This is a genomic window from Allobosea robiniae (genome assembly GCF_900102525.1).
Lineage (GTDB): Bacteria > Pseudomonadota > Alphaproteobacteria > Rhizobiales > Beijerinckiaceae > Allobosea > Allobosea robiniae.
On record NZ_FNBZ01000012.1, the window covers coordinates 1 to 18,271 of the forward strand.

At 66.7% G+C, this 18,271-nt stretch carries 22 protein-coding genes; 12 read left to right on the forward strand and 10 right to left on the reverse strand.

What is annotated here, in order from left to right:
• Positions 1 to 482, reverse strand: a 482-nt coding sequence (locus BLQ70_RS25870) for a hypothetical protein (RefSeq protein ID WP_210184348.1), incomplete at its 3' end; no start/stop codon positions are given.
• 137 nt (positions 483 to 619) lie between these two features.
• Between BLQ70_RS25870 and BLQ70_RS23965 the strand changes: the two genes are divergently transcribed.
• Both BLQ70_RS23965 and BLQ70_RS23970 read left to right on the forward strand, forming a co-directional pair.
• On the forward strand, positions 620 to 2,644 hold the full coding sequence (locus tag BLQ70_RS23965) for a M23 family metallopeptidase (protein WP_091862462.1): 2,025 nt from the start codon (positions 620 to 622) through the stop codon (positions 2,642 to 2,644).
• A gap of 112 nt (positions 2,645 to 2,756) precedes the next feature.
• Positions 2,757 to 3,674, forward strand: a complete 918-nt coding sequence (locus BLQ70_RS23970; RefSeq protein ID WP_091862467.1) for an AEC family transporter — start codon at positions 2,757 to 2,759, stop codon at positions 3,672 to 3,674.
• Between the two features lie 5 nt (positions 3,675 to 3,679).
• Here BLQ70_RS23970 and gluQRS read toward each other — a convergent pair whose 3' ends face one another.
• Entirely contained in the window at positions 3,680 to 4,576 is an 897-nt protein-coding gene (gene gluQRS / locus BLQ70_RS23975; protein WP_091862470.1) for a tRNA glutamyl-Q(34) synthetase GluQRS, read from the reverse strand.
• A gap of 85 nt (positions 4,577 to 4,661) precedes the next feature.
• Between gluQRS and BLQ70_RS23980 the strand changes: the two genes are divergently transcribed.
• On the forward strand, positions 4,662 to 5,306 hold the full coding sequence (locus BLQ70_RS23980; RefSeq protein ID WP_091862473.1) for a DNA-3-methyladenine glycosylase family protein: 645 nt from the start codon (positions 4,662 to 4,664) through the stop codon (positions 5,304 to 5,306).
• Between the two features lie 61 nt (positions 5,307 to 5,367).
• On the opposite strand, the gene BLQ70_RS23985 is transcribed toward BLQ70_RS23980, so the two are convergent.
• Both BLQ70_RS23985 and BLQ70_RS23990 read right to left on the reverse strand, forming a co-directional pair.
• On the reverse strand, positions 5,368 to 6,147 hold the full coding sequence (locus BLQ70_RS23985) for an HpcH/HpaI aldolase family protein (protein WP_091862476.1): 780 nt from the start codon (positions 6,145 to 6,147) through the stop codon (positions 5,368 to 5,370).
• A gap of 149 nt (positions 6,148 to 6,296) precedes the next feature.
• Positions 6,297 to 6,620 (reverse strand): DUF1476 domain-containing protein, encoded by a 324-nt coding sequence (locus BLQ70_RS23990; protein WP_061966535.1) that lies wholly within the window; start codon positions 6,618 to 6,620, stop codon positions 6,297 to 6,299.
• 315 nt (positions 6,621 to 6,935) lie between these two features.
• Between BLQ70_RS23990 and purC the strand changes: the two genes are divergently transcribed.
• From purC to purQ, 4 genes are all read left to right on the forward strand, one after another.
• Positions 6,936 to 7,730: a phosphoribosylaminoimidazolesuccinocarboxamide synthase gene (gene purC / locus BLQ70_RS23995; RefSeq protein ID WP_061966534.1), complete on the forward strand. Its 795-nt coding sequence runs from the start codon at positions 6,936 to 6,938 to the stop codon at positions 7,728 to 7,730.
• 41 nt (positions 7,731 to 7,771) lie between these two features.
• Positions 7,772 to 8,359 (forward strand): hypothetical protein, encoded by a 588-nt coding sequence (locus BLQ70_RS24000; RefSeq protein WP_091862479.1) that lies wholly within the window; start codon positions 7,772 to 7,774, stop codon positions 8,357 to 8,359.
• 84 nt (positions 8,360 to 8,443) lie between these two features.
• Positions 8,444 to 8,686: a phosphoribosylformylglycinamidine synthase subunit PurS gene (purS, locus tag BLQ70_RS24005; RefSeq protein ID WP_061966532.1), complete on the forward strand. Its 243-nt coding sequence runs from the start codon at positions 8,444 to 8,446 to the stop codon at positions 8,684 to 8,686.
• 3 nt (positions 8,687 to 8,689) lie between these two features.
• Positions 8,690 to 9,385, forward strand: a complete 696-nt coding sequence (gene purQ / locus BLQ70_RS24010) for a phosphoribosylformylglycinamidine synthase subunit PurQ (RefSeq protein ID WP_091862482.1) — start codon at positions 8,690 to 8,692, stop codon at positions 9,383 to 9,385.
• A 128-nt stretch (positions 9,386 to 9,513) separates the two neighbouring features.
• Here purQ and BLQ70_RS24015 read toward each other — a convergent pair whose 3' ends face one another.
• The 4 genes from BLQ70_RS24015 to BLQ70_RS24030 form a co-directional block, all read right to left on the reverse strand.
• On the reverse strand, positions 9,514 to 10,107 hold the full coding sequence (locus BLQ70_RS24015; protein WP_091862485.1) for a DsbE family thiol:disulfide interchange protein: 594 nt from the start codon (positions 10,105 to 10,107) through the stop codon (positions 9,514 to 9,516).
• Positions 10,104 to 10,289, reverse strand: coding sequence for a heme exporter protein CcmD (gene ccmD, locus BLQ70_RS24020; protein ID WP_091862489.1), 186 nt, complete (start codon positions 10,287 to 10,289; stop codon positions 10,104 to 10,106). Before ccmD ends, BLQ70_RS24015 begins: the two co-directional genes overlap by 4 nt.
• Positions 10,286 to 11,047, reverse strand: coding sequence for a heme ABC transporter permease (locus tag BLQ70_RS24025; protein ID WP_091862492.1), 762 nt, complete (start codon positions 11,045 to 11,047; stop codon positions 10,286 to 10,288). The genes ccmD and BLQ70_RS24025 overlap by 4 nt, the downstream gene beginning before the upstream one ends.
• Positions 11,048 to 11,156: 109 nt before the next feature.
• Positions 11,157 to 11,396 carry a hypothetical protein gene (locus BLQ70_RS24030; protein WP_061966527.1) on the reverse strand — a complete coding sequence of 80 codons (240 nt, stop codon included), beginning with the start codon at positions 11,394 to 11,396 and terminating at the stop codon, positions 11,157 to 11,159.
• 201 nt (positions 11,397 to 11,597) lie between these two features.
• On the opposite strand from BLQ70_RS24030, the gene BLQ70_RS24035 reads away from it, so the two are divergent.
• The gene (locus tag BLQ70_RS24035; protein WP_061966526.1) at positions 11,598 to 11,825 is read left to right on the forward strand and encodes a hypothetical protein; all 228 of its coding nucleotides are present in this window, start codon (positions 11,598 to 11,600) and stop codon (positions 11,823 to 11,825) included.
• A 5-nt stretch (positions 11,826 to 11,830) separates the two neighbouring features.
• Here BLQ70_RS24035 and ccmB read toward each other — a convergent pair whose 3' ends face one another.
• Positions 11,831 to 12,499, reverse strand: a complete 669-nt coding sequence (gene ccmB / locus BLQ70_RS24040; protein WP_061966525.1) for a heme exporter protein CcmB — start codon at positions 12,497 to 12,499, stop codon at positions 11,831 to 11,833.
• Positions 12,496 to 13,119: a heme ABC exporter ATP-binding protein CcmA gene (ccmA, locus tag BLQ70_RS24045; RefSeq protein ID WP_061966524.1), complete on the reverse strand. Its 624-nt coding sequence runs from the start codon at positions 13,117 to 13,119 to the stop codon at positions 12,496 to 12,498. Before ccmA ends, ccmB begins: the two co-directional genes overlap by 4 nt.
• Positions 13,120 to 13,354: 235 nt before the next feature.
• Between ccmA and acnA the strand changes: the two genes are divergently transcribed.
• The 4 genes from acnA to BLQ70_RS24065 all read left to right on the forward strand — a co-directional run bounded on the left by acnA (position 13,355) and on the right by BLQ70_RS24065 (position 18,264).
• The gene (gene acnA, locus BLQ70_RS24050) at positions 13,355 to 16,054 is read left to right on the forward strand and encodes an aconitate hydratase AcnA (RefSeq protein WP_091862497.1); all 2,700 of its coding nucleotides are present in this window, start codon (positions 13,355 to 13,357) and stop codon (positions 16,052 to 16,054) included.
• A gap of 205 nt (positions 16,055 to 16,259) precedes the next feature.
• Positions 16,260 to 16,541 (forward strand): acyl carrier protein, encoded by a 282-nt coding sequence (locus BLQ70_RS24055; RefSeq protein ID WP_047580420.1) that lies wholly within the window; start codon positions 16,260 to 16,262, stop codon positions 16,539 to 16,541.
• A gap of 128 nt (positions 16,542 to 16,669) precedes the next feature.
• Entirely contained in the window at positions 16,670 to 17,134 is a 465-nt protein-coding gene (locus BLQ70_RS24060) for a 3-hydroxyacyl-ACP dehydratase FabZ family protein (protein WP_061966522.1), read from the forward strand.
• Positions 17,131 to 18,264, forward strand: coding sequence for a beta-ketoacyl-ACP synthase (locus BLQ70_RS24065; protein WP_091862500.1), 1,134 nt, complete (start codon positions 17,131 to 17,133; stop codon positions 18,262 to 18,264). The genes BLQ70_RS24060 and BLQ70_RS24065 overlap by 4 nt, the downstream gene beginning before the upstream one ends.
• The last annotated feature ends 7 nt before the right edge of the window (positions 18,265 to 18,271 follow it).

Genomic DNA, 18,271 nt, shown 5'->3' on the forward strand with positions numbered 1-18,271 from the left:
CCGTCCGGCGAACCGGCATCAGCCTCAGCGTCCTTAGGAAGCGCAGAAGAGGCGCCGCTCAGCGGCGGCGCCGTCTCGATGGCCGGTTTATAGGCCAGGCCCGGATTGGAAGTCAACACGCTCGATGAAGTTTTTTTGACGAAGCGCGTTTCTTTTTCCCGAGGCTGCCAAAACCCGCCTGGAGAGCCTGTTTCCTGGGGTTTTGGACAGGTTCGGCACCGGGCTTGGCTTTGCCCGCCGCAGCTAGCTTGCTCTGCCGCTGTCGGCGCGCGCAGATTTTGCCAGGCAAGGACCGGGGGATCGAGAAGCCTGGATGTCCCGCCTCGCTCGCCTTGCCTTTTCCGATCGATGAGCCGGCGCTTGGAAAGCCGGTATTCAGTACGTGTGGGCATGCGCGCGCAAGCATCGCGCGGGATCCCGCGAAGGCCGCACAGGCCGTTTCCCAAAACAGCCGCAATCTCTCCGCAGAGGAGATCGTCCACGACCGAGCGGATTGATTCCGGCTTCCGGCGCGGGCATGGTCCTGGCGCGCTTTCGTCAGGACGCGCTCAGGGCGCCTTCGCTGTGCGGAGTTGCCACCAAGGTCTCGAGACAGCCCGCAAGAAGCAGCCGCCACGATATGAACGCCCATCCCGAGTTCGCACAGCCGGTCGAGCCGCTTGCCCCCGAGGCGGCGGCCCTGCTGGTCGATCTCGGCATCGAGCCGCCGATCCAGCCCGGCGACTCGCGCCAGCAGCCGCTCGACCGTCGCGGCGTCTCGCTGCGCTGGCTTTTTGCCTGCGCCCTCGTCGGCTCCTGCGGCGCAGCCCTGCTCGGCGCTGCGATCCTCGTGGCGATGCGCGGCGACACCAGCTATCCCGAGCAGCCCGAGACGGTCGCCATCCGCGCATCCTCGGCCGCGGGCGATGGCGGCGGGGCCCGCAAGGCCGACAAGCTGGTCACCGACCAGCCGGTCATGTCGGCGCGCCATGCCATGCGGGCGCCGATGTCCCAGCGGACCGGCGACCGCGAGGTCATCCGCGTCCGGCCCTTCGTCCGCCTCGCTTCCAATCTGTCGCTCACGACCGGCGTCTACGCTTCCAATATCCCGCCCTTCAACCCGCTTCGCCTCTTCGCCGAAGGCGGGCAGCCCGAAGAGCGCTATGCCGAGCCGGCCCAGGACATGCCGGATGCCGACGTCACCATCGTCAAGCGCGACCTCGACGATCTGACCCTGCCCTCCGGCAAGCCACAGCTCAGCGATGCCGAAGTGATCTCCCAGATCGAGGAAGAGCGCGCCAACATGGCGAATTCCGGTCGCCAGCGTGCGCTGCCGATCCCGCCGCAATTGATGCTCAGCCGGACGCTGACCGGTGCGGCGGCGCCGGGCACCGACCTCCTGGCTTATGCTCCGGCGACCGATACCCGATTCTCGGGGATCGAGGTCCGCGTCGTCCCGGAGAACCTGACCAACGCACCGAAGACGCCGATCCCGGCTTCGCGCGAGCCCCTCGTCGAGGACAAGCTGCTGATGGCCAAGCGCGGCGAGAATTTCGAACAGGTCATGCGCGGCGCCGGCGTCGCCCCCGAGCAGATCCGCGCGATGATCACCGCCTTCGGCGGCAAGGTCCGCACCTCGGCCCTGCCCGATGGCCAGGTCTTGCAGGTGCTCTACGCGCCGGGCCCTCGCCCCGGCGATTCCCGCCAGATCATGCGCATCTCGCTGCTCAGCAACGGCCAGCCCGACAGCACGATCGCGATGAACGACAAGGGCGCCTTCGTGCCGGTCGACCTGCCGCGCCAGGATGTGGTCGGTCCGCAGAAGCCGCAGCGGCGCAATACCGAGGACGGCGACGAGGATGAGGGTTCAGGCGGCGCCCGGCTCTACGAAAGCCTCTACGAGACCGGCGCGCGGCACGATCTGCCGCGGCCGCTGGTCGACGAGCTCGTCCGGATCTTCTCCTACGATCTCGATTTCCAGCAGCGCGTCCATGGCGGCGACAATCTGGAGGTGATCTTCACCGAGGAAGATGAAGGCGAGCGTGCCGAGATCCTGTCCGCAACCCTGACCGTCAATGGCGAGGCGCGCCGGGTCTTCCGCTACCAGGCGCCCGATGACGGGCTGATCGAGTATTTCGACGACGAGGGCAAATCGCTCAAGAAGTTCCTGCTGCGCAAGCCGGTCGCCGATGGCGAGCTGCGCTCCGGCTTCGGCATGCGCTACCACCCGATCATGCGCTATTCGAAGATGCATACCGGCATCGACTGGGCGAACCGGATCGGCACGCCGATTCTTGCCGCCGGCAACGGCACCGTGCTCAAAGCCGGCTGGTCCTCCGGCTACGGCAAGCATACCGAGATCCAGCACGCCAACGGCTATGTCACCACCTATTCGCATCAATCGAACTTCGCGGCCGGCATCGTGCCGGGCGCCAAGGTCCGCCAGGGCCAGGTGATCGGCTATATCGGCACCACCGGCCTCTCCACCGGTCCGCACCTGCATTACGAGGTCCTGGTCAACGGCAACTTCGTCAACCCGATGAAGATCCGCGTGCCGCGCGGGCGCGAATTGCAGGGTACGACGCTGGCCGAATTCAAGCGCCAGCGCGATGAGATCCGCAGCCTGATCGAGAAAGCCGGCGGCACGCTCGCTCAATTGCGTTGAGCGCATGACGGCAGGGCGTTCCGCCGCCCGCTGCGCTTCAGCAACTTGACAGTACGCGCGCAAGCGGACACCGCGGAAGCAGGCATTCCTCTATCGCGCGAGTTCCGAAGCCATGGTCGCTTCCCTCCTCGTCGTCCTGCCCGTCTTCGGGCTGATCGGCCTCGGCTATCTCGCGCGCTGGACGAAGCTCCTCCGCGAGACCACGGGTGAGGGTCTGTCGGATTTCGTCTTCGTCCTCGCCGTGCCCTGCCTGCTGTTCCGCACGCTCGCCAAGGCCGACATTCCCCTGACCCAGCCATGGGGGTACTGGGTCGCCTATTTCGCCGGCCTCGCCGTGGTCTGGGCGCTGGCCATGGTCATCGCCTCCCGGTTCTTTGCCCGCAAAGGGCCTGAGCTTGTCGTTTCCGGCTTTGCCGCCGCGCAGTCGAACACCGTCTTCGTCGGCGTGCCGATGATCCTGAAGGCCTATGGCGATGCCGGCGCCGTGCCGCTCGGCCTGCTGCTCGCCGTCCATCTGCCGGTCACGATGACGGCAGCGACCTTGCTGGCGGAGGGACGCTCGGCCTCGATCCCGCTGCTGATCAAGCGCCTCTTCACCCATCCGATCATCATCGGCATCATCCTGGGCTCGGCGGTGCGCCCGATCGTCGCCTTCATTCCCACGCCGGTCTGGACGCTGGTCGACCTGCTCGCCGGCGCCGCCGTGCCCTGCGCGCTCATCAGCCTGGGCATCGCCATGCGCCGCTACGGCCTCGAATCGGGGCTCGCCCTGCCGACGGTGCTGAGCGGGCTGAAGCTCGGCCTGCATCCGCTCCTGGTCTATTGGCTGGCGACATGGGTCTTCGAGATGCCGGCCCACTGGTCCGGGGTGGCGGTGCTGTTCGCCGCCTGCCCTTGCGGGATCAACGCCTATCTCTTCGCCGAGCGCTACCGGCAGGGCGTGGCCGATGCATCGAGCGCGATCACGCTCTCGACCCTGCTTTCGCTGTTCTCGACCGCGGCTTGGCTGACTTTCCTCGGCGTCGGCTGAGTTCTTCAGGCGAAGCCGAGCTGCCGGCGGATATCCGCCGCGGTGACGCCATCGTTTCGGAGCGCCGCGAGGCTTTGCGAATCCCGGCTCTTGGCGAGCTTCTGCCCGTCATCGTCGAGCAGCAGGCGATGGAAGTGATAGAGCGGCGTCGGCAGGCCGAGCAGATGCTGCAGCAGGACATGGACATCCGTCGCCGCTTCCAGATCGCGGCCACGCACGACATGGGTCACGCCCTGCAAGGCATCATCGACAGTGACAGCCAGATGATAGCTTGTCGGTACGTCCTTGCGGGCGAGCACCACGTCGCCCCAGCGTTCCGGCGCGATCTGGACAACGTGCCGGACGTCATCCGCATCGAACACCGTATAGCCCAATGATCCCCCCGCCGCGGCGATCGCCGCCGCCATGTCGAGGCGCAACACATGCGGCTCCCCGGCCGCGATACGCCGCTCCGCCTCGTCCGGACCGAGCACCTTGCAGAGATTAGGGTAGAGCGGCGCGCCATCGGGATCGACCGGCCAGGGCCGTCCAGTGACCGCTTCCCGGGCCACGACCGCGTTGCGGATCTCCTGCCGGGAGCAGAAGCAGGGATAGATCAGCCCGCGCTGGCGCAGACTGGCCAGCGCTCCGGCATAATCGTCGAAATGCGCGGATTGCCGGCGGAAGCCGGGCTCGAACCCGATGCCCAGCCACCCCAGATCCGTCTCGATGCCCTCGACGAATTCCGGCCGGCACCGTGTCAGGTCGATATCCTCGATCCGCAATAGCAGGCGCCCGCCGAAACGCCGGGCCAGCGCCTCGTTGGTCAGGGCCGACAGCGCATGGCCGAGATGGAGGCGGCCGTTCGGGCTCGGAGCGAAGCGGAAAACCGGCCGGCTGGAATCGGGTGGAGCGGACGCCATCTCTCCTGTCTAGGGATTGCGCGCACCTGCGCCAAGCCGCTCCCTGCTGACGAAACCCGTCGCCTCTGCCATCGATACCGGGACCATGATCGAGAGAATCACATCCAATGCCGATCTCGAGGAGGGGATGGCCGCGCTGGTCGCCCTCCACCCGGACTGGCAGCCGATCGTCGCGCGCACCGGCCTGCCGCCGCTGAGACTGCGCGAAGGCGGCTTTCCCGGCCTCGCCGCGATCATCGTCTCGCAGCAATTGTCGGTCGCCAGCGCACGGGCCGTCTGGAACCGCTTCGCCGCGGTCTTCGTGCCGCTGACGCCGGAGCGCGTGCTGGCCGCGACGGATGATGATATGCGCCTCTCCGGCCTGTCGCGGCCGAAGCAGCGGACCTTGCTCGCGCTCGCAAGCGCACTGGTCGAGCGGCGCTTCGCCTTCGAGGCGCTCGAACACGCCTCTCCGGAGGAGGTCCATGCGCAGATGACAGCGATCTCGGGCATCGGTCCCTGGACTGCCGATGTCTATCTGCTGTTCTGCCTCGGACATCGCGACGGCTTCGCGGCCGGCGACCTCGCCATCCAGGAAGCCGCCCGCCACGCCTTCGGTCTGAGCGCTCGCCCGAAACCGGCCGAGCTTCAGGCGATGGCGGAGGCCTGGCGCCCCTGGCGCGGCGTCGCGGCGCGGCTGCTCTGGGCGGATTATGCCCTGCTGAAGCGCCGCGAGGGCATCAACGCCTGAGCATCACGCCCTCGCGTGGAAACGCGGGTCATCCCGGAGGGGGCGAAGCGGAAATCCGGGATCAGCTCCGCGTGATCTTCAGCGCCGTCTGTGCGGCGGCGCGCAGCATCGACGAATCGCTCATCACGGTGACCATGCGCGCGCCCATGGCAAGGCCCTGCTTGGCGCGCTCCGCCGTCGCGCAATAGAACGCGACCGGCTTGTTCACCGCCGAGGCGCGGGCGACGACATGCTTGAGCGCTTCATCGACCTCGCGCGCGGTCGCATCGACCTTCGCCCCGCCGGACAGCGCGATCGACAGGTCGGACGGCCCGACGAACAGGGCATCGATCCCGTCCAGCGCCAGGATGTCGTCGACGATCGCCATCGCCTCGCGGGTCTCGATCATCGCGAAGGTCAGCGAGAAGCGATTCGCTTCCTTCAGATAGCTGTTCTGGTCGAGGCCGGAGGCGCTCAGGCCCCCGTAGCTGCCCCAGCTCCGCTCGCCCATCGGCGGATACTTGGCATAGGCCGCGAAGCGGCGGGCGTCCTCCATCGTGTTGATCATCGGTGCGATGACGCCGGAGACGCCGCTGTCGAACAGCTTCGAGACGTTCTGGAACTCGCCGACCGCGATGCGGGCCACCACCGGCTTGCCGGCAGCGTTGATCAGCGGAATCGCCCGGATGACCTCGGCCAGCGTGATCGGCCCGTGCTGCATGTCGAGCGTGATCGTATCGAAATCCTCCTGCGCGAGCGTCGCCGAGACGGAGGGGTCCGGCAGGCCGCACCAGGCCGAGACGATGCTGTCCCCTTTGGCGAAGCGATCGGCAAGGGAGGACAGGACGGTGGGCTTGGCCATGGTGCGTTCATCCGGTTCGAAGCCGCGCTTCGGACGTCGCGGCCATCGACGCAAGGTTGACCAGTGCGGAGCCGGAAAAGCAAACGGGCGCCCATGCGCCCGTTTCAGAGACGTCCTGCGTCAACCGGGATGCGCCCGGCAGGTGTAACTTACCGACCGGCCTGGATGTCGTCGGCCGCCTTGATCAGCAGCTCGGTCATCACGGTGCGGATCTCGGTATCCGCGACGGTGATCCCGGCGAGCGCGAAGTCGTTCTTGACCTTGCGCACCACGTCCTCGTCGCCGGCCTCCTCGAAATCGGCCACGACGACCGACTTGGCATAGGCTTCGGCATCCGCCCCGCTCTTGGCGAGCTTCTCGGCAGCCCAGAGCCCGAGCAGCTTGTTGCGCCGGGCGGTCGCCTTGAAGCGCAGCTCCTCGTCATGGGCGAACTTGTTCTCGTAGGCGTCCTTGCGCTGGTCGAAGGTCGTCATGCGGCGTCCATGTCCTCGTCTGGGGAAATACCGTTCAATCATATAGGTCGCCGGTCGAGCGAGGGCCAGCCTCGATCCGTGTCTTCAGCGGTCTTTAAGCGTCCGCAGGCACGCAAATGCCGGTTTGTTGCGTTTGCGGCGCGGAGGCTCCATATAGCAGGCGCGGGGCCACCTCCGGTGTTTCCGCACGCAACCGGCACCGTTGCCGCCGCTGGATTCGCACCCGCCGAGTCCGACAGGCCGACGACGCCGGCAAGAACAGAACAGGGGCCAGATCCCGCCGCGACCCCATCGCGTCCAGAGAAGGGCCGACCTTTGGATTTCCTCAAGCCACGGTACATACCCATGAATCGCCGCCGTCGCATTTACGAAGGCAAGGCGAAGGTCCTCTATGAAGGACCCGAGCCCGGTACGCTGATCCAGCATTTCAAGGATGACGCCACCGCCTTCAATGCCAAGAAGCATGAAGTGATCGACGGCAAGGGCGTGCTCAACAACCGCATCTCCGAGCACATCTTCTCGAATCTCAACGATATCGGCGTGCCCACGCATTTCATCCGCCGGCTGAACATGCGCGAGCAGCTCATCCGCGAGGTCGAGATCATCCCGCTCGAGGTCGTTGTGCGCAACATCGCCGCCGGTTCGCTGGCGACGCGCCTCGGGCTCGAGGAAGGCACGCAGCTGCCGCGCTCGATCATCGAGTTCTACTACAAGAACGACGCGCTCAGCGACCCGATGGTCTCGGAAGAGCACATCACCGCCTTCGGCTGGGCAACGCCGCAGGAGATCGACGACATCATGGCGCTCGCCATCCGCGTCAACGACTTCCTCTCCGGCCTGTTCTTGGGCGCCGGCATCCGCCTCGTCGACTTCAAGATGGAGACGGGCCGCCTCTGGGAAGGCGAGATGATGCGCATCGTCGTCGCCGACGAGATCAGCCCCGATTCCTGCCGTCTCTGGGACATCAAGTCCAAGGACAAGATGGACAAGGACCGCTTCCGCCGCGACATGGGCGGCCTGATCGAGGCCTATTCCGAGGTGGCCCGCCGCCTCGGCATTCTCGGCGAGAACGAGAACCCCGGTCCGGCCGGCCCGCGCCTGGTGCAGTGAGCGCCATCGCACGGCCACGATTGCGAATGAAACGGGAGCGCATGCGCTCCCGTTTTCATGTCGCGGCCCTGCTTCTTGCGAGTAGCCTCCTGCTCGGCGCCTGCTCGCATCATTTCGGGCCGGGCATTGCCGACCTGCCGGCCTCGCAGGGTTGGGAGCCCCTGCCGATCGGCTCCTGGGTGCTGAACGACGGGCTCGAAGCCCGCTCGATGGTGTTCTGCCCGCGCGACAGCTGCACGCGGCAGGGCTTCGCCGCGGTCATCGCCCTCGAAGGCGATCAGGCCCGCGACATGGAAAAGGCCCTGTCGGAAAGTCCGGCGAGCCTCGGGCAGGCCTTCGCCCGCTTGGCGGCAGCGAAGGCGGCCGAGCGCCGCAAGGCGCAGCGCAAGCAGAAGAAGAAGCCGGATGCGAAACCGGAAGCCCGCAGCGCGACCGATGTCGCCCGCATCGATTCGACCGAAGCCAAGGGCGTTCTCGTCACGATCCGCTCGCTCGACAGGACGGATCGCCAGGCCGTCACCGCGATCATCTATGGCCGCGAAAGCGACCGTCTCGTTCTGGCCCTCGCCGTGAGCGAGACGGCCGAGGCCGCTCGCCGCGATGCCCAGGCCGCCTGGCGCAGCCGCTGATTCACGTGAAACCGCGGGAAACGGTTGAGCCCGCCCCGATTCGCCTCTAAAGCACCCCGATAAAGCCCGCGCTCGGAGAACCCCATGAAAGCCCGCGTCACCGTCACCCTGAAGAACGGCGTGCTCGATCCGCAGGGCAAGGCGATCGAGGGCGCGCTCAAGTCGCTCGACATCGCCGGCGTCGAGTCGGTGCGCCAGGGCAAGGTCTTCGACATCGAGCTCTCGGGCTCGGACAAGGCCGCTGCGGAAGCCGCCCTCAAGGCCGCCTGCGAAAAGCTCCTCGCCAACACCGTGATCGAGAACTACCGCGTCGAGATCGGAGCCTGAGCGATGAAAGCCGCCGTCATCACCTTCCCCGGCTCCAACCGTGACGGCGACGTCGCCAAGGCGCTGAAGCAGGCCGGCGCCGAGGTCAATCATGTCTGGCACGGCGATACCGAACTGCCCGATGGGACCGACCTCGTCGTGCTGCCGGGCGGCTTCTCCTATGGCGACTATCTGCGCACCGGCGCCATCGCCGGCCGCGCCCATATCATGGACGCGACCCGCGCCCATGCCGCCCGCGGCGGCTATGTGCTGGGGATCTGCAACGGATTCCAGATCGCCTGCGAAGCGGGGCTCCTGCCCGGCATCCTCGTGCGCAACGCCCATCTGAAATTCGTCTGCAAGCGCCAGCATCTGAAGGTCGAGCGCAACGACACGCCCTATACGAGCGCCTATGCCAAGGGCCAGGCGATCGATGTCTGCATCGCCCATGGCGAAGGCAACTACATCGCCGATACCGAGACGCTCGCGCGCCTCGAAGGCGAGGGCCTCGTCGCCTTCCGCTATGCGGATGAGCAGGGCAACGTGACCCCGGCAGCGAACCCGAACGGCTCGCTCAACAACATCGCCGGCATCTACTCGCCCGGCTTCAACGTGCTCGGCCTGATGCCGCACCCGGAAAACCTGATCGATTCGCTGGTCGGCGGCACCGACGGGCGCGGCCTGTTCCAGAGCCTGGTCGGCAGCCGCAAAGCGGCCTGAAGAAGGCGGCGTGCGGGAACACGCACGTCATTCTCGGGCGAAGCGAAGCGCAGACCCGAGAATCTCTGTCAGGATAAATCGCCCTTTTCGGCATGAGATGCTCAGGCCAAGCCGAGCATGACAGCAGTTTAGCGCGCCTTCAGCGCCCGCTGCAGCAGCCGGCTCGCCGCCGCCTGGTCGAGCGGGCCGACATGCTTTTCCAGGATATGGCCGTCCGGCCCGATGACGAAGGTCTCAGGCACGCCGTAGACGCCCCACTCGATCGCGCCGCGCCCGGCCCGGTCTGCGCCGACCGCCGAGAACGGATTGCCGAGCGCGCCGAGGAATCGGCGCGCATTCTCGGCCTCGTCCTTGTAGTTCATCCCGACGAGAGCGACCTTGCCCTGCTTCACCGCATCGGTTTCGGCGAGGCCCATCAGTACGGGATGCTCGACGCGGCAGGGCGCGCACCAGCTCGCCCAGACATTGACCAGCGTCGCCTTTCCCTTCGCGAGATCGGCATTGCCGAAGGCCGGCACGGGCTTGCCGTCCCGTTGGAGCCCCTCCAACGGCGCGAGCGCGATCGTCGGTGCGATGCGTCCGATCAGGGCGGAGGGCACCTTGCTCTTGTCGCCGCTGAACAGCCCGATGCCAAAGACGATCGCGAGCCCGCCGAAAATGATCAGCGGCGCGAGGAAAACCAGCGGCGAGCGCCGTTGCGGTGCGGCCTCAGTCTGGCTCATGCCGCCTCCCGGCCCGAACGGCGGCCGGCGCCGCGCCGCTCCAGCGCATCGAGCGCCCGCTTCTGGGCGGCATGATCGCGCAGGATCGCCAGCGTCAGCCCGGCGAGAACGAGCGCCGCCGCGCCATAGGAGGCCAGGATGAAGCCGGCATGCGGCCCGATTGCGTCGAGAAAGCCGCTCATGCCGGCACTCCCTGCGCCGCCAGCCGGTCGAGCCGCTCGGCTTCGAGGATGGTCAGCGTCCGCACGCGCCGGCGCATGATCTCGGCGCGCATCGCGACCATGTGCAGCGACAGAGCCATCAGCGTAAAGCCGACCGCCAGGATCAGGAGCGGCCAGAGCATCGCGGGATGGATCGTCGGCCCGCCCATGCGCAGCACCGAGGCCGGCTGGTGCAGCGTGTTCCACCAGTCGACGGAGAACTTGATGATCGGCACGTTGACGAAGCCGATCAGCGTCAGGATGGCGACAGCCCGCGCCGCCCGCGAAGGCTCGTCCAGCACCCGCCAGAGCGCGATCAGGCCGAGATAGATCAGCAACAGCACGAGCATCGATGTCAGCCGCGCATCCCAGACCCAGTAGGTGCCCCACATCGGCTTGCCCCAGAGCGCGCCGGTAACCAGGCAGACCAGCGCGAAGCAGGCCCCGATCGGGGCCGCCGCCTTCTGCGCGACATCGGCGAGGGGATGGCGCCAGACCAGCGTACCGAGCGCCGAGAGCGCCATCATCGAATAGAACATCATCGCGAGCCAGGCGGCCGGCACATGGATGAACATGATGCGGATGGTCTCGCCCTGCTGGTAATCGGCAGGCGCCTTGAACCAGGCGAGATAGAGCCCGACGACGATCAGCAGTGTTGCAATGGCGGCAAGCCACGGCAGCACTACGGCCGAGAAACGCATGAAGCGCGTCGGATTGGCGAGGTCGATCAGGCTGGCCATGATGCCGGCGATGTCAATTGCGGGGGCTTGAGCGCCATGAGCGCAGCTTTAGCAATCTCGACGGGTTCCAAGCAATGCATGCTTGAGGGATGCGACAATCACGCTTCGGCTAGGCATCCTCGTCTGCCGAGGCATCCGCGCCGCCCTTGTCGACGATACCGAACTGCTTGGACCGGATGCCTTCGCCGGCCAGATCGAACCCCTCGGCCGCCAGACCCCGCCGCAGAAGCTCGCGCACGGCCGCCGCCCGACTCGGCATGCGCTTGTCGAATCGCCAGTTTTCCAGGGCCCGCAACTCGTCCTGGTTGAGCATGATCTGGAGGCGTTCGCCCCGTTCTTCGGATGGCATTTTGTTGCAACCACATCAAAATGAGTAAGTGACGATAACAGCGCCTGGGACTGGGATGCAAGAGCCTGCGCCGGTGCCGTCATCAGCAGCAGTTCCTGCAATTTATTATCTTGCTAAACTATTGAATTAATTCGTTTATTTATCGAATCCGCATTGCTTTCGGCAGCACGCCGCGCTAGCTTGCCTGCAGGAGGATCGACCATGTTGATCAAGCTGTCGGAGGACATGCAGCGCGCCGTCGAGACGAAGGTGCGCAGCAAAATCGACGAGGTGCTCGTCCTTGACGTCAACGCCACCGCCGAGGAAATCCGCCGCGCGTTTGTCGAGCGGAACGTCGCACTTGAGGATATCGCGGTATCCGTCGCCAAGTTCGCGACCCAATGCGGCTACCCGATCGAGTTTGCGCCGCAGGCACCCCAGCGCGACTGAGCCGCCTATTCGGCCGATCTCAGGGCTGCCGCCGCAGCCACCGTGCCCACCACGATCGCACCCAGCGAGATCGCGCACAGGATCAGGAACGGCGTCAGGAAGGGCACGGTGCCCCCCACAGCCGCATTGGCAGCGGAAACACCGAAGATCAGGACCGGCACCGTCAAGGGCGCGACCAGCACAGGCACGATCAGCCCACCCCGCCTGAGGCTTGCGGCAAGTGCCGCTCCGCCCGCCCCGATGAAACTCAAGGCCGGCGTGCCGACCAGAAGCGTCGCGACCAGCGGCAGGACGCCTTCGCCCGGCAACGCCACCAGCAAACCGAGCAACGGCGAGACCAGCGCCAGAGGCAGGCCCGTCGTCAGCCAATGCGCCAGCCCCTTGGCCAGCACCGCGAGTTCGAGCGGCAGGGCGGAAGCCCGGATCAGGTCGAGCGAACCGTCCTCCTCGTCGCTCTGGAACAGCCGATCGAGCCCGATGAGGACAGACAAAAGCGCCCCCAGCCAAAGGATCGCCGGGCCGATCCGCGAGAGCAGGTTGAGATCGGGCCCGAGCGCGAAGGGCACGAGCACGACCATTGTCAGGAAGAAGACGAGCGCCAGCTCGCCACCACCGCCGGCCCGGCTCGCAACGGCAAGATCGCGCTTCAGGATCGCCAGGAAAGCGCGCCTCATGGCCCGATCCTGACTTCGCGCGCACCCTCGATCCCGAGCGGACCATGGGTGGCCGCCAGGATCGCACCGCCCTCGGCGAGATGATCGCGCATCAGCCCGGCGACCATCGCCTGCGAAGCCGTGTCGAGCGCCGAAAGCGGCTCGTCGAGCAGCCAATAGGGCCGGCGCGAGACCAGAAGCCGCGCCAGCGCGACGCGCCGCCGCTGCCCGGCCGAGAGATAGCCGGCCGGCAATTCCGCCGCATGGCCCAGCCCAACCACCGCCAAGGCTTCGTCCGGCGTCGCCGCGGCGTCGCCCAGCACATCCTGTGCGAAGGCGAGATTCTCGCGCGCCGTCAGCGCCGTCTTGAGCCCGTCGCGATGGCCGACAAGATGCGAAAGCTCGGCGAGATCGGCCTCATCCTCCGAGCCGGTCAATCGGATACGGCCGCCATCAGGCCTCAGCCGCCCGCAAAGCATGGCGATCAGGCTCGACTTGCCGGCGCCGTTGCGGCCGGTCAGCGCGATCGCCTCGCCGGGGCGAAGCACAAAGCTCAAGCCTTCGAAGATCAATCGGCCGCCGCGGCGGCAGGCGAGATCTTCGGCGTGAAGGCTGGTCGGTGGGAAGGAGGCGGGTTTCAAGCCAGCGCTGCCGCAGATGCGTTCGAGCTCATTTCGTTCATCTAGCGCGCTTCTTGGAATTGCTCTATAGAACCCGCGGCTACGCCGCACGCCGATCCGGCGCGGGGCTCGGGCACTCCCGAGGCGGCGCGCGCGTCATGCGCATTAGGCCTTCGAACGGCATCGTCCGCAAGGGCAGTATCCCTTGAAGACATGTCGGTCGCGACCGCAACCCCTTGATCAGGATCAAGCCCGAATGGCCTCGCTCGACTCATTCAAAGCCCGCAAGACGCTCACCGCCGGCGGCAAGACCTACACCTATTACTCCCTGCCCGATGCCGAGAAGAACGGCCTCGCCGGCATCTCGAAGCTGCCCTTCTCGATGAAGGTGCTGCTCGAGAACCTGCTGCGCTTCGAGGATGGCCGCTCGGTCACCAAGGCCGATATCGAGGGCTTCGTCGCCTGGCTCGACGACAAGGGCACCGCCGGCAAGGAAATCGGCTTCCGCCCGGCCCGCGTGCTGATGCAGGACTTCACCGGCGTTCCCGCCGTGGTCGACCTCGCCGCGATGCGCGACGGCGTCAAGGCGCTCGGCGGCGACGCCCAGAAGATCAACCCGCTCGTTCCCGTCGATCTCGTCATCGACCATTCGGTCATCGTCGACGAGTTCGGCACGCCGAAGGCCCTCGCGCAGAACGTCGAGCTCGAATACGAGCGCAACGCGGAGCGCTACAAGTTCCTCAAGTGGGGCCAGGGCGCCTTCGACAATTTCCGCGTCGTCCCGCCCGGCACCGGCATCTGCCACCAGGTCAATCTCGAATACCTCGCCCAGACCGTCTGGACCCGCAACGAGACGATCGACGGCGCCGAGGTCGAGGTCGCCTATCCCGACACGGTCGTCGGCACCGACTCGCACACCACCATGGTCAACGGCCTGGCTGTCCTCGGCTGGGGCGTCGGCGGCATCGAGGCCGAGGCCGCCATGCTCGGCCAGCCGCAGTCGATGCTGCTGCCCGAGGTGATCGGCTTCAAGCTGACCGGCTCGCTCAAGGAAGGCATCACTGCGACCGACCTCGTGCTCACCGTCACGCAGATGCTGCGCAAGAAGGGCGTCGTCGGCAAGTTCGTCGAGTTCTTCGGCCCCGGCCTCTACAACCTGACGCTGGCCGACCGCGCCACCATCGCCAACATGGGCCCGGAATACGGCGCGACCTGCGGCTTCTTCCCGGTCGATGCCGAGACGCTGGATTATCTCACCACCACCGGCCGCAAGTCCGACCGCATCGCACTGGTCGAGGCCTACAGCAAGGCGCAAGGCCTCTTCGCGACCCGCGAGACGCCGGATCCGGTCTTCACCGACACGCTGGAGCTTGATCTCTCGACGGTCCAGCCCTCGATGGCCGGCCCGAAGCGTCCGGAAGGCCGCGTCGATCTCTCCGGCGTCAAGGCCGGCTTCGCTGCCGCGATGGACACCGAGTACAAGAAGGGCGCCGAGCTTTCGCGCCGTGTCGAGGTCGAGGGCGAGGATTTCGATCTCGGCCATGGTGACGTCGTCATCGCGGCGATCACCTCCTGCACCAACACCTCGAACCCATCGGTGCTGATGGCGGCGGGCCTGCTCGCCCGCAACGCGGTCGCCAAGGGCCTCAAGGTCAAGCCCTGGGTGAAGACCTCGCTGGCGCCCGGTTCGCAGGTCGTCGCCGAATATCTCGCCAAGTCGGGCCTGCAGAGCGATCTCGACAAGCTCGGCTTCAACCTGGTCGGCTTCGGCTGCACCACCTGCATCGGCAATTCCGGCCCGCTGCCGGCACCGATCTCGAAGACGATCAACGAGAAGGGCCTGATCGCGGGCGCCGTCATTTCCGGCAACCGCAACTTCGAAGGCCGCGTCTCGCCGGACGTGCAGGCGAACTACCTGGCCTCGCCGCCGCTGGTCGTCGCCTACGCGCTCGCCGGCTCGGTCCAGATGGACCTGACGACGCAGCCGATCGGCACGGGCTCGGACGGCAAGGACGTCTACCTGAAGGACATCTGGCCCTCCAACAAGGAGATCCAGAGCTTCATCCAGCAGAACGTCACCCGCGCCATCTTCGAGGCCAAGTATGCCGACGTCTTCAAGGGCGATCAGCACTGGCAGGCGGTGAATGCGCCGACTTCGGAGACCTATGCCTGGGACGACGATTCGACCTATGTGCAGAACCCGCCCTATTTCCAGGGGATGCACCGGAAGCCCGATGCGATCACCGATATCAAGGGCGCGCGCATCCTCGGCCTCTTCGGCGACAAGATCACCACCGACCACATCTCGCCGGCCGGTTCGATCAAGGCGGCCTCGCCGGCCGGCGCCTATCTCACCGAGCATGGCGTTGCGGTCGCCGACTTCAACCAGTACGGCACGCGCCGCGGCAACCATGAAGTCATGATGCGGGGCACCTTCGCCAATATCCGCATCCGCAACCACATGCTCGGCCCGAACGGCCGCGAGGGCGGCTACACCATCCATTATCCGACGAAGGAAGAGCTGCCGATCTACGACGCGGCGATGAAGTACCAGGCGGAGAAGGTGCCGCTGGTGATCTTCGCCGGCGTCGAATACGGCAACGGCTCCTCGCGCGACTGGGCGGCCAAGGGCACCAACCTGCTCGGCGTCAAGGCGGTGATCGCCCAGAGCTTCGAGCGCATCCACCGCTCGAACCTGGTCGGCATGGGCGTCGTTCCCTTCACCCTGCAGGAGGGCACGAGCTGGGCTTCGCTCGACCTGAAGGGCGACGAGATGGTCACCATCCATGGGCTGGCCAACGTCAAGCCGCGCCAGATGATGGAAGCCGAGATCACCTATGCCGACGGCTCGGTGAAGAAGGTGCCGATCCTCTGCCGCATCGATACGCTGGACGAGATCGACTACTACAAGAATGCCGGCATCCTGCATTACGTGCTGCGCGGCCTCGCCGCGTAAGCCGCAAACGCAGCAACGAGACAGGTCATGGCCGGCGCAAGCCGGCCATGATGCATGGGGGACGCCTCCCGGTTGTCCTCGCGCCCGCCGCAGTGTAAGGGGGCGGTTCAGTCATCCTCGGTGGCGACTTGGGGCAGGCGCAGGGCGATATCCCGCGCTCGGATGTCGTCCGCCATCACCGATACCAGACGGGAGCACCCGCAGCATGTCCGCCACGTTCGAGACGGTCGCCGGCATCATTTCCGAAACCTGCGATATTCCGCGGGAGAAGATCACGCCGCAGAGCCACGCGATCGAAGATCTCGGCATCGATTCGCTGGCCTTCCTCGACATCGCCTTCGCGATCGACAAGGCCTTCGGCATCAAGCTGCCGCTCGAGCAGTGGACGCAGGAAGTCAACGAGGGCAAGGCTCCGGCCGAGCAGTATTTCGTGCTCGAGAATCTCTGCAAGCGCATCGACGACCTCGTCGCCGCCAAGAAGGCGTGACGCCTGCGCCGAACCGCCGGACTTGAGCCGGCGCTTCGCTCCCGATAGAGCATAGGGGCCGTCGCGCGGATCACCCGATCCGTGCCGCGGCCTTGCGCCGTTCTGGCGCTCATCAGGCCAAGGATCGCATGCGCCTCGAATATTTCGACATGATCGACAGGGTCGTGACCTTCGATCCGTCGCAGAAGCGCATCGTGACGCGCTCCACCGTCCCCGCCGAAAGCCCGGTCTTCGAGGGTCATTTCCCCGGTCACCCGCTGGTGCCCGGCGTACTCTTGACCGAGACCATGGCGCAGGCCTCGGGCTATCTCCTGCTCGGCCTCAACGGCCTCTCGCAGATGCCGTTCCTGATGACGGTCGACAAGGCGCGCTTCCGCACCTTCGTCGAGCCCCGTACTGAGCTGGAGACCAGCGCCGAGCTGGTGATCGAAGGTTCCGGCTACGCCGCGACCAAGGTGAAGCTGACCAGCGCAGGCAAGCCGATCTGCGATGCCGAGCTGCGCTTCCGCCTGATGCCTTTCCCCGCCGATATGCGCGCGCTGATGCTCAGCCGCATCGAGACAATCGGCCTGACGCCGGAGCCCGCCCCATGAACCGCCGCGACGTGGTGATCACCGGCATCGGCATCGTCTCCAGCCTCGGCGAGGGCATCGAGACGCATGCCGCCGCGCTCGCGGCAGGCGGCCCGCCGGTCGTCGATACCGAAGGCTTCAAGCCCTATCCGGTCCATCCGCTTGCTGCACTGGAGCTGGACAGGCAGATCCCGAAGAAATCCGACCAGCGCCAGATGGAGCCCTGGCAGCGGCTCGGCGTCTACGCGGCCGGCCTCGCCCTCGATTCCGCCGCACTGAAGGACGACACCGAGGCGAAGAGTGCCCTGCAGGTCATCGTCGCCGCCGGCGGTGGCGAGCGCGACCATGCCGTCGATGCGACCATCCTGGAAGGGTTACGTGGTGCGGGCGAGCCGGGCGCCTTCCTCAACGAACGCCTGATGAGCGATCTCCGGCCGACGCTCTTCCTCGCGCAGCTCTCCAACCTGCTCGCCGGCAATATCGGCATCGTCCACGGCATCACCGGTCCGTCCCGCACCTTCATGGGCGAGGAGCAGGCCGGCGTCGACGCGATCCGCACGGCCCATGCCCGCATCGCGTCGGGCCAGTCCGACCTGATGCTGGTCGGCGGCGCGTACAATGCCGAGCGCCGCGACATGCTGCTGCTCTTCGAGCTCGGCGGCTATCTGCACCGCGACGACTTCAAGCCGGTCTTCGAGCGCGAGAAGGCGCCAGGCCTGATCACCGGCAGCGCCGGCGCCTTCCTCGTTCTCGAATCGGCCGAGCGCGCCGCAGCGCGGAGCGCCAGGGCCTATGCGAAACTGAGCCATGCCGGCGCCGCCCGCAGCCGCCGTGCCGCCGGCACCGTCGAGACCGCTCTGAACGGCTTGCTGGCCGGCTTCGGCCCGATTGCCGGCGATGCACTGGCCATCTCCGCCGCCACCGGCTGCGCCGGGATCACGGGCGAGGAAGCCGCGGCCATCGCCGCAGCCGCTCCGACCGCCAAGCGCATCGCGGCCGGCGATCTGGTCGGACATGGCGTCGAGGCGGCCTTCCCGGTTTCGGTGGCGCTCGCCGCGATCGCGCTGTCAGTCGGGCAGGCCAGGGAGGCGATCGTCACCGGCGCCGGCCATTGGCGCGGCGAAGGCGCCGCGCATCTCGTTCAAGCGTGAGGGTTGA

Bases quoted from the DNA above. Each gene is read 5' to 3' on its own strand.
- purQ (WP_091862482.1), top strand. From the start codon at position 8,690: ATGAAAGCCGCCGTCATCACCTTCCCCGGCTCCAACCGTGACGGCGAC.
- gluQRS (WP_091862470.1), bottom strand. From the start codon at position 4,576: ATGGCGTCCGCTCCACCCGATTCCAGCCGGCCGGTTTTCCGCTTCGCT.
- BLQ70_RS23970 (WP_091862467.1), top strand. From the start codon at position 2,757: ATGGTCGCTTCCCTCCTCGTCGTCCTGCCCGTCTTCGGGCTGATCGGC.
- BLQ70_RS23990 (WP_061966535.1), bottom strand. From the start codon at position 6,620: ATGACGACCTTCGACCAGCGCAAGGACGCCTACGAGAACAAGTTCGCC.
- BLQ70_RS24015 (WP_091862485.1), bottom strand. From the start codon at position 10,107: ATGAGCCAGACTGAGGCCGCACCGCAACGGCGCTCGCCGCTGGTTTTC.
- BLQ70_RS23965 (WP_091862462.1), top strand. From the start codon at position 620: ATGAACGCCCATCCCGAGTTCGCACAGCCGGTCGAGCCGCTTGCCCCC.
- BLQ70_RS24035 (WP_061966526.1), top strand. From the start codon at position 11,598: ATGTTGATCAAGCTGTCGGAGGACATGCAGCGCGCCGTCGAGACGAAG.
- BLQ70_RS24065 (WP_091862500.1), top strand. From the start codon at position 17,131: ATGAACCGCCGCGACGTGGTGATCACCGGCATCGGCATCGTCTCCAGC.
- BLQ70_RS24055 (WP_047580420.1), top strand. From the start codon at position 16,260: ATGTCCGCCACGTTCGAGACGGTCGCCGGCATCATTTCCGAAACCTGC.
- BLQ70_RS24025 (WP_091862492.1), bottom strand. From the start codon at position 11,047: ATGGCCAGCCTGATCGACCTCGCCAATCCGACGCGCTTCATGCGTTTC.
- BLQ70_RS24030 (WP_061966527.1), bottom strand. From the start codon at position 11,396: ATGCCATCCGAAGAACGGGGCGAACGCCTCCAGATCATGCTCAACCAG.
- ccmB (WP_061966525.1), bottom strand. From the start codon at position 12,499: ATGAGGCGCGCTTTCCTGGCGATCCTGAAGCGCGATCTTGCCGTTGCG.
- BLQ70_RS24000 (WP_091862479.1), top strand. From the start codon at position 7,772: ATGCGCTCCCGTTTTCATGTCGCGGCCCTGCTTCTTGCGAGTAGCCTC.
- purS (WP_061966532.1), top strand. From the start codon at position 8,444: ATGAAAGCCCGCGTCACCGTCACCCTGAAGAACGGCGTGCTCGATCCG.
- BLQ70_RS24060 (WP_061966522.1), top strand. From the start codon at position 16,670: ATGCGCCTCGAATATTTCGACATGATCGACAGGGTCGTGACCTTCGAT.
- BLQ70_RS23980 (WP_091862473.1), top strand. From the start codon at position 4,662: ATGATCGAGAGAATCACATCCAATGCCGATCTCGAGGAGGGGATGGCC.
- BLQ70_RS23985 (WP_091862476.1), bottom strand. From the start codon at position 6,147: ATGGCCAAGCCCACCGTCCTGTCCTCCCTTGCCGATCGCTTCGCCAAA.
- ccmD (WP_091862489.1), bottom strand. From the start codon at position 10,289: ATGAGCGGCTTTCTCGACGCAATCGGGCCGCATGCCGGCTTCATCCTG.
- acnA (WP_091862497.1), top strand. From the start codon at position 13,355: ATGGCCTCGCTCGACTCATTCAAAGCCCGCAAGACGCTCACCGCCGGC.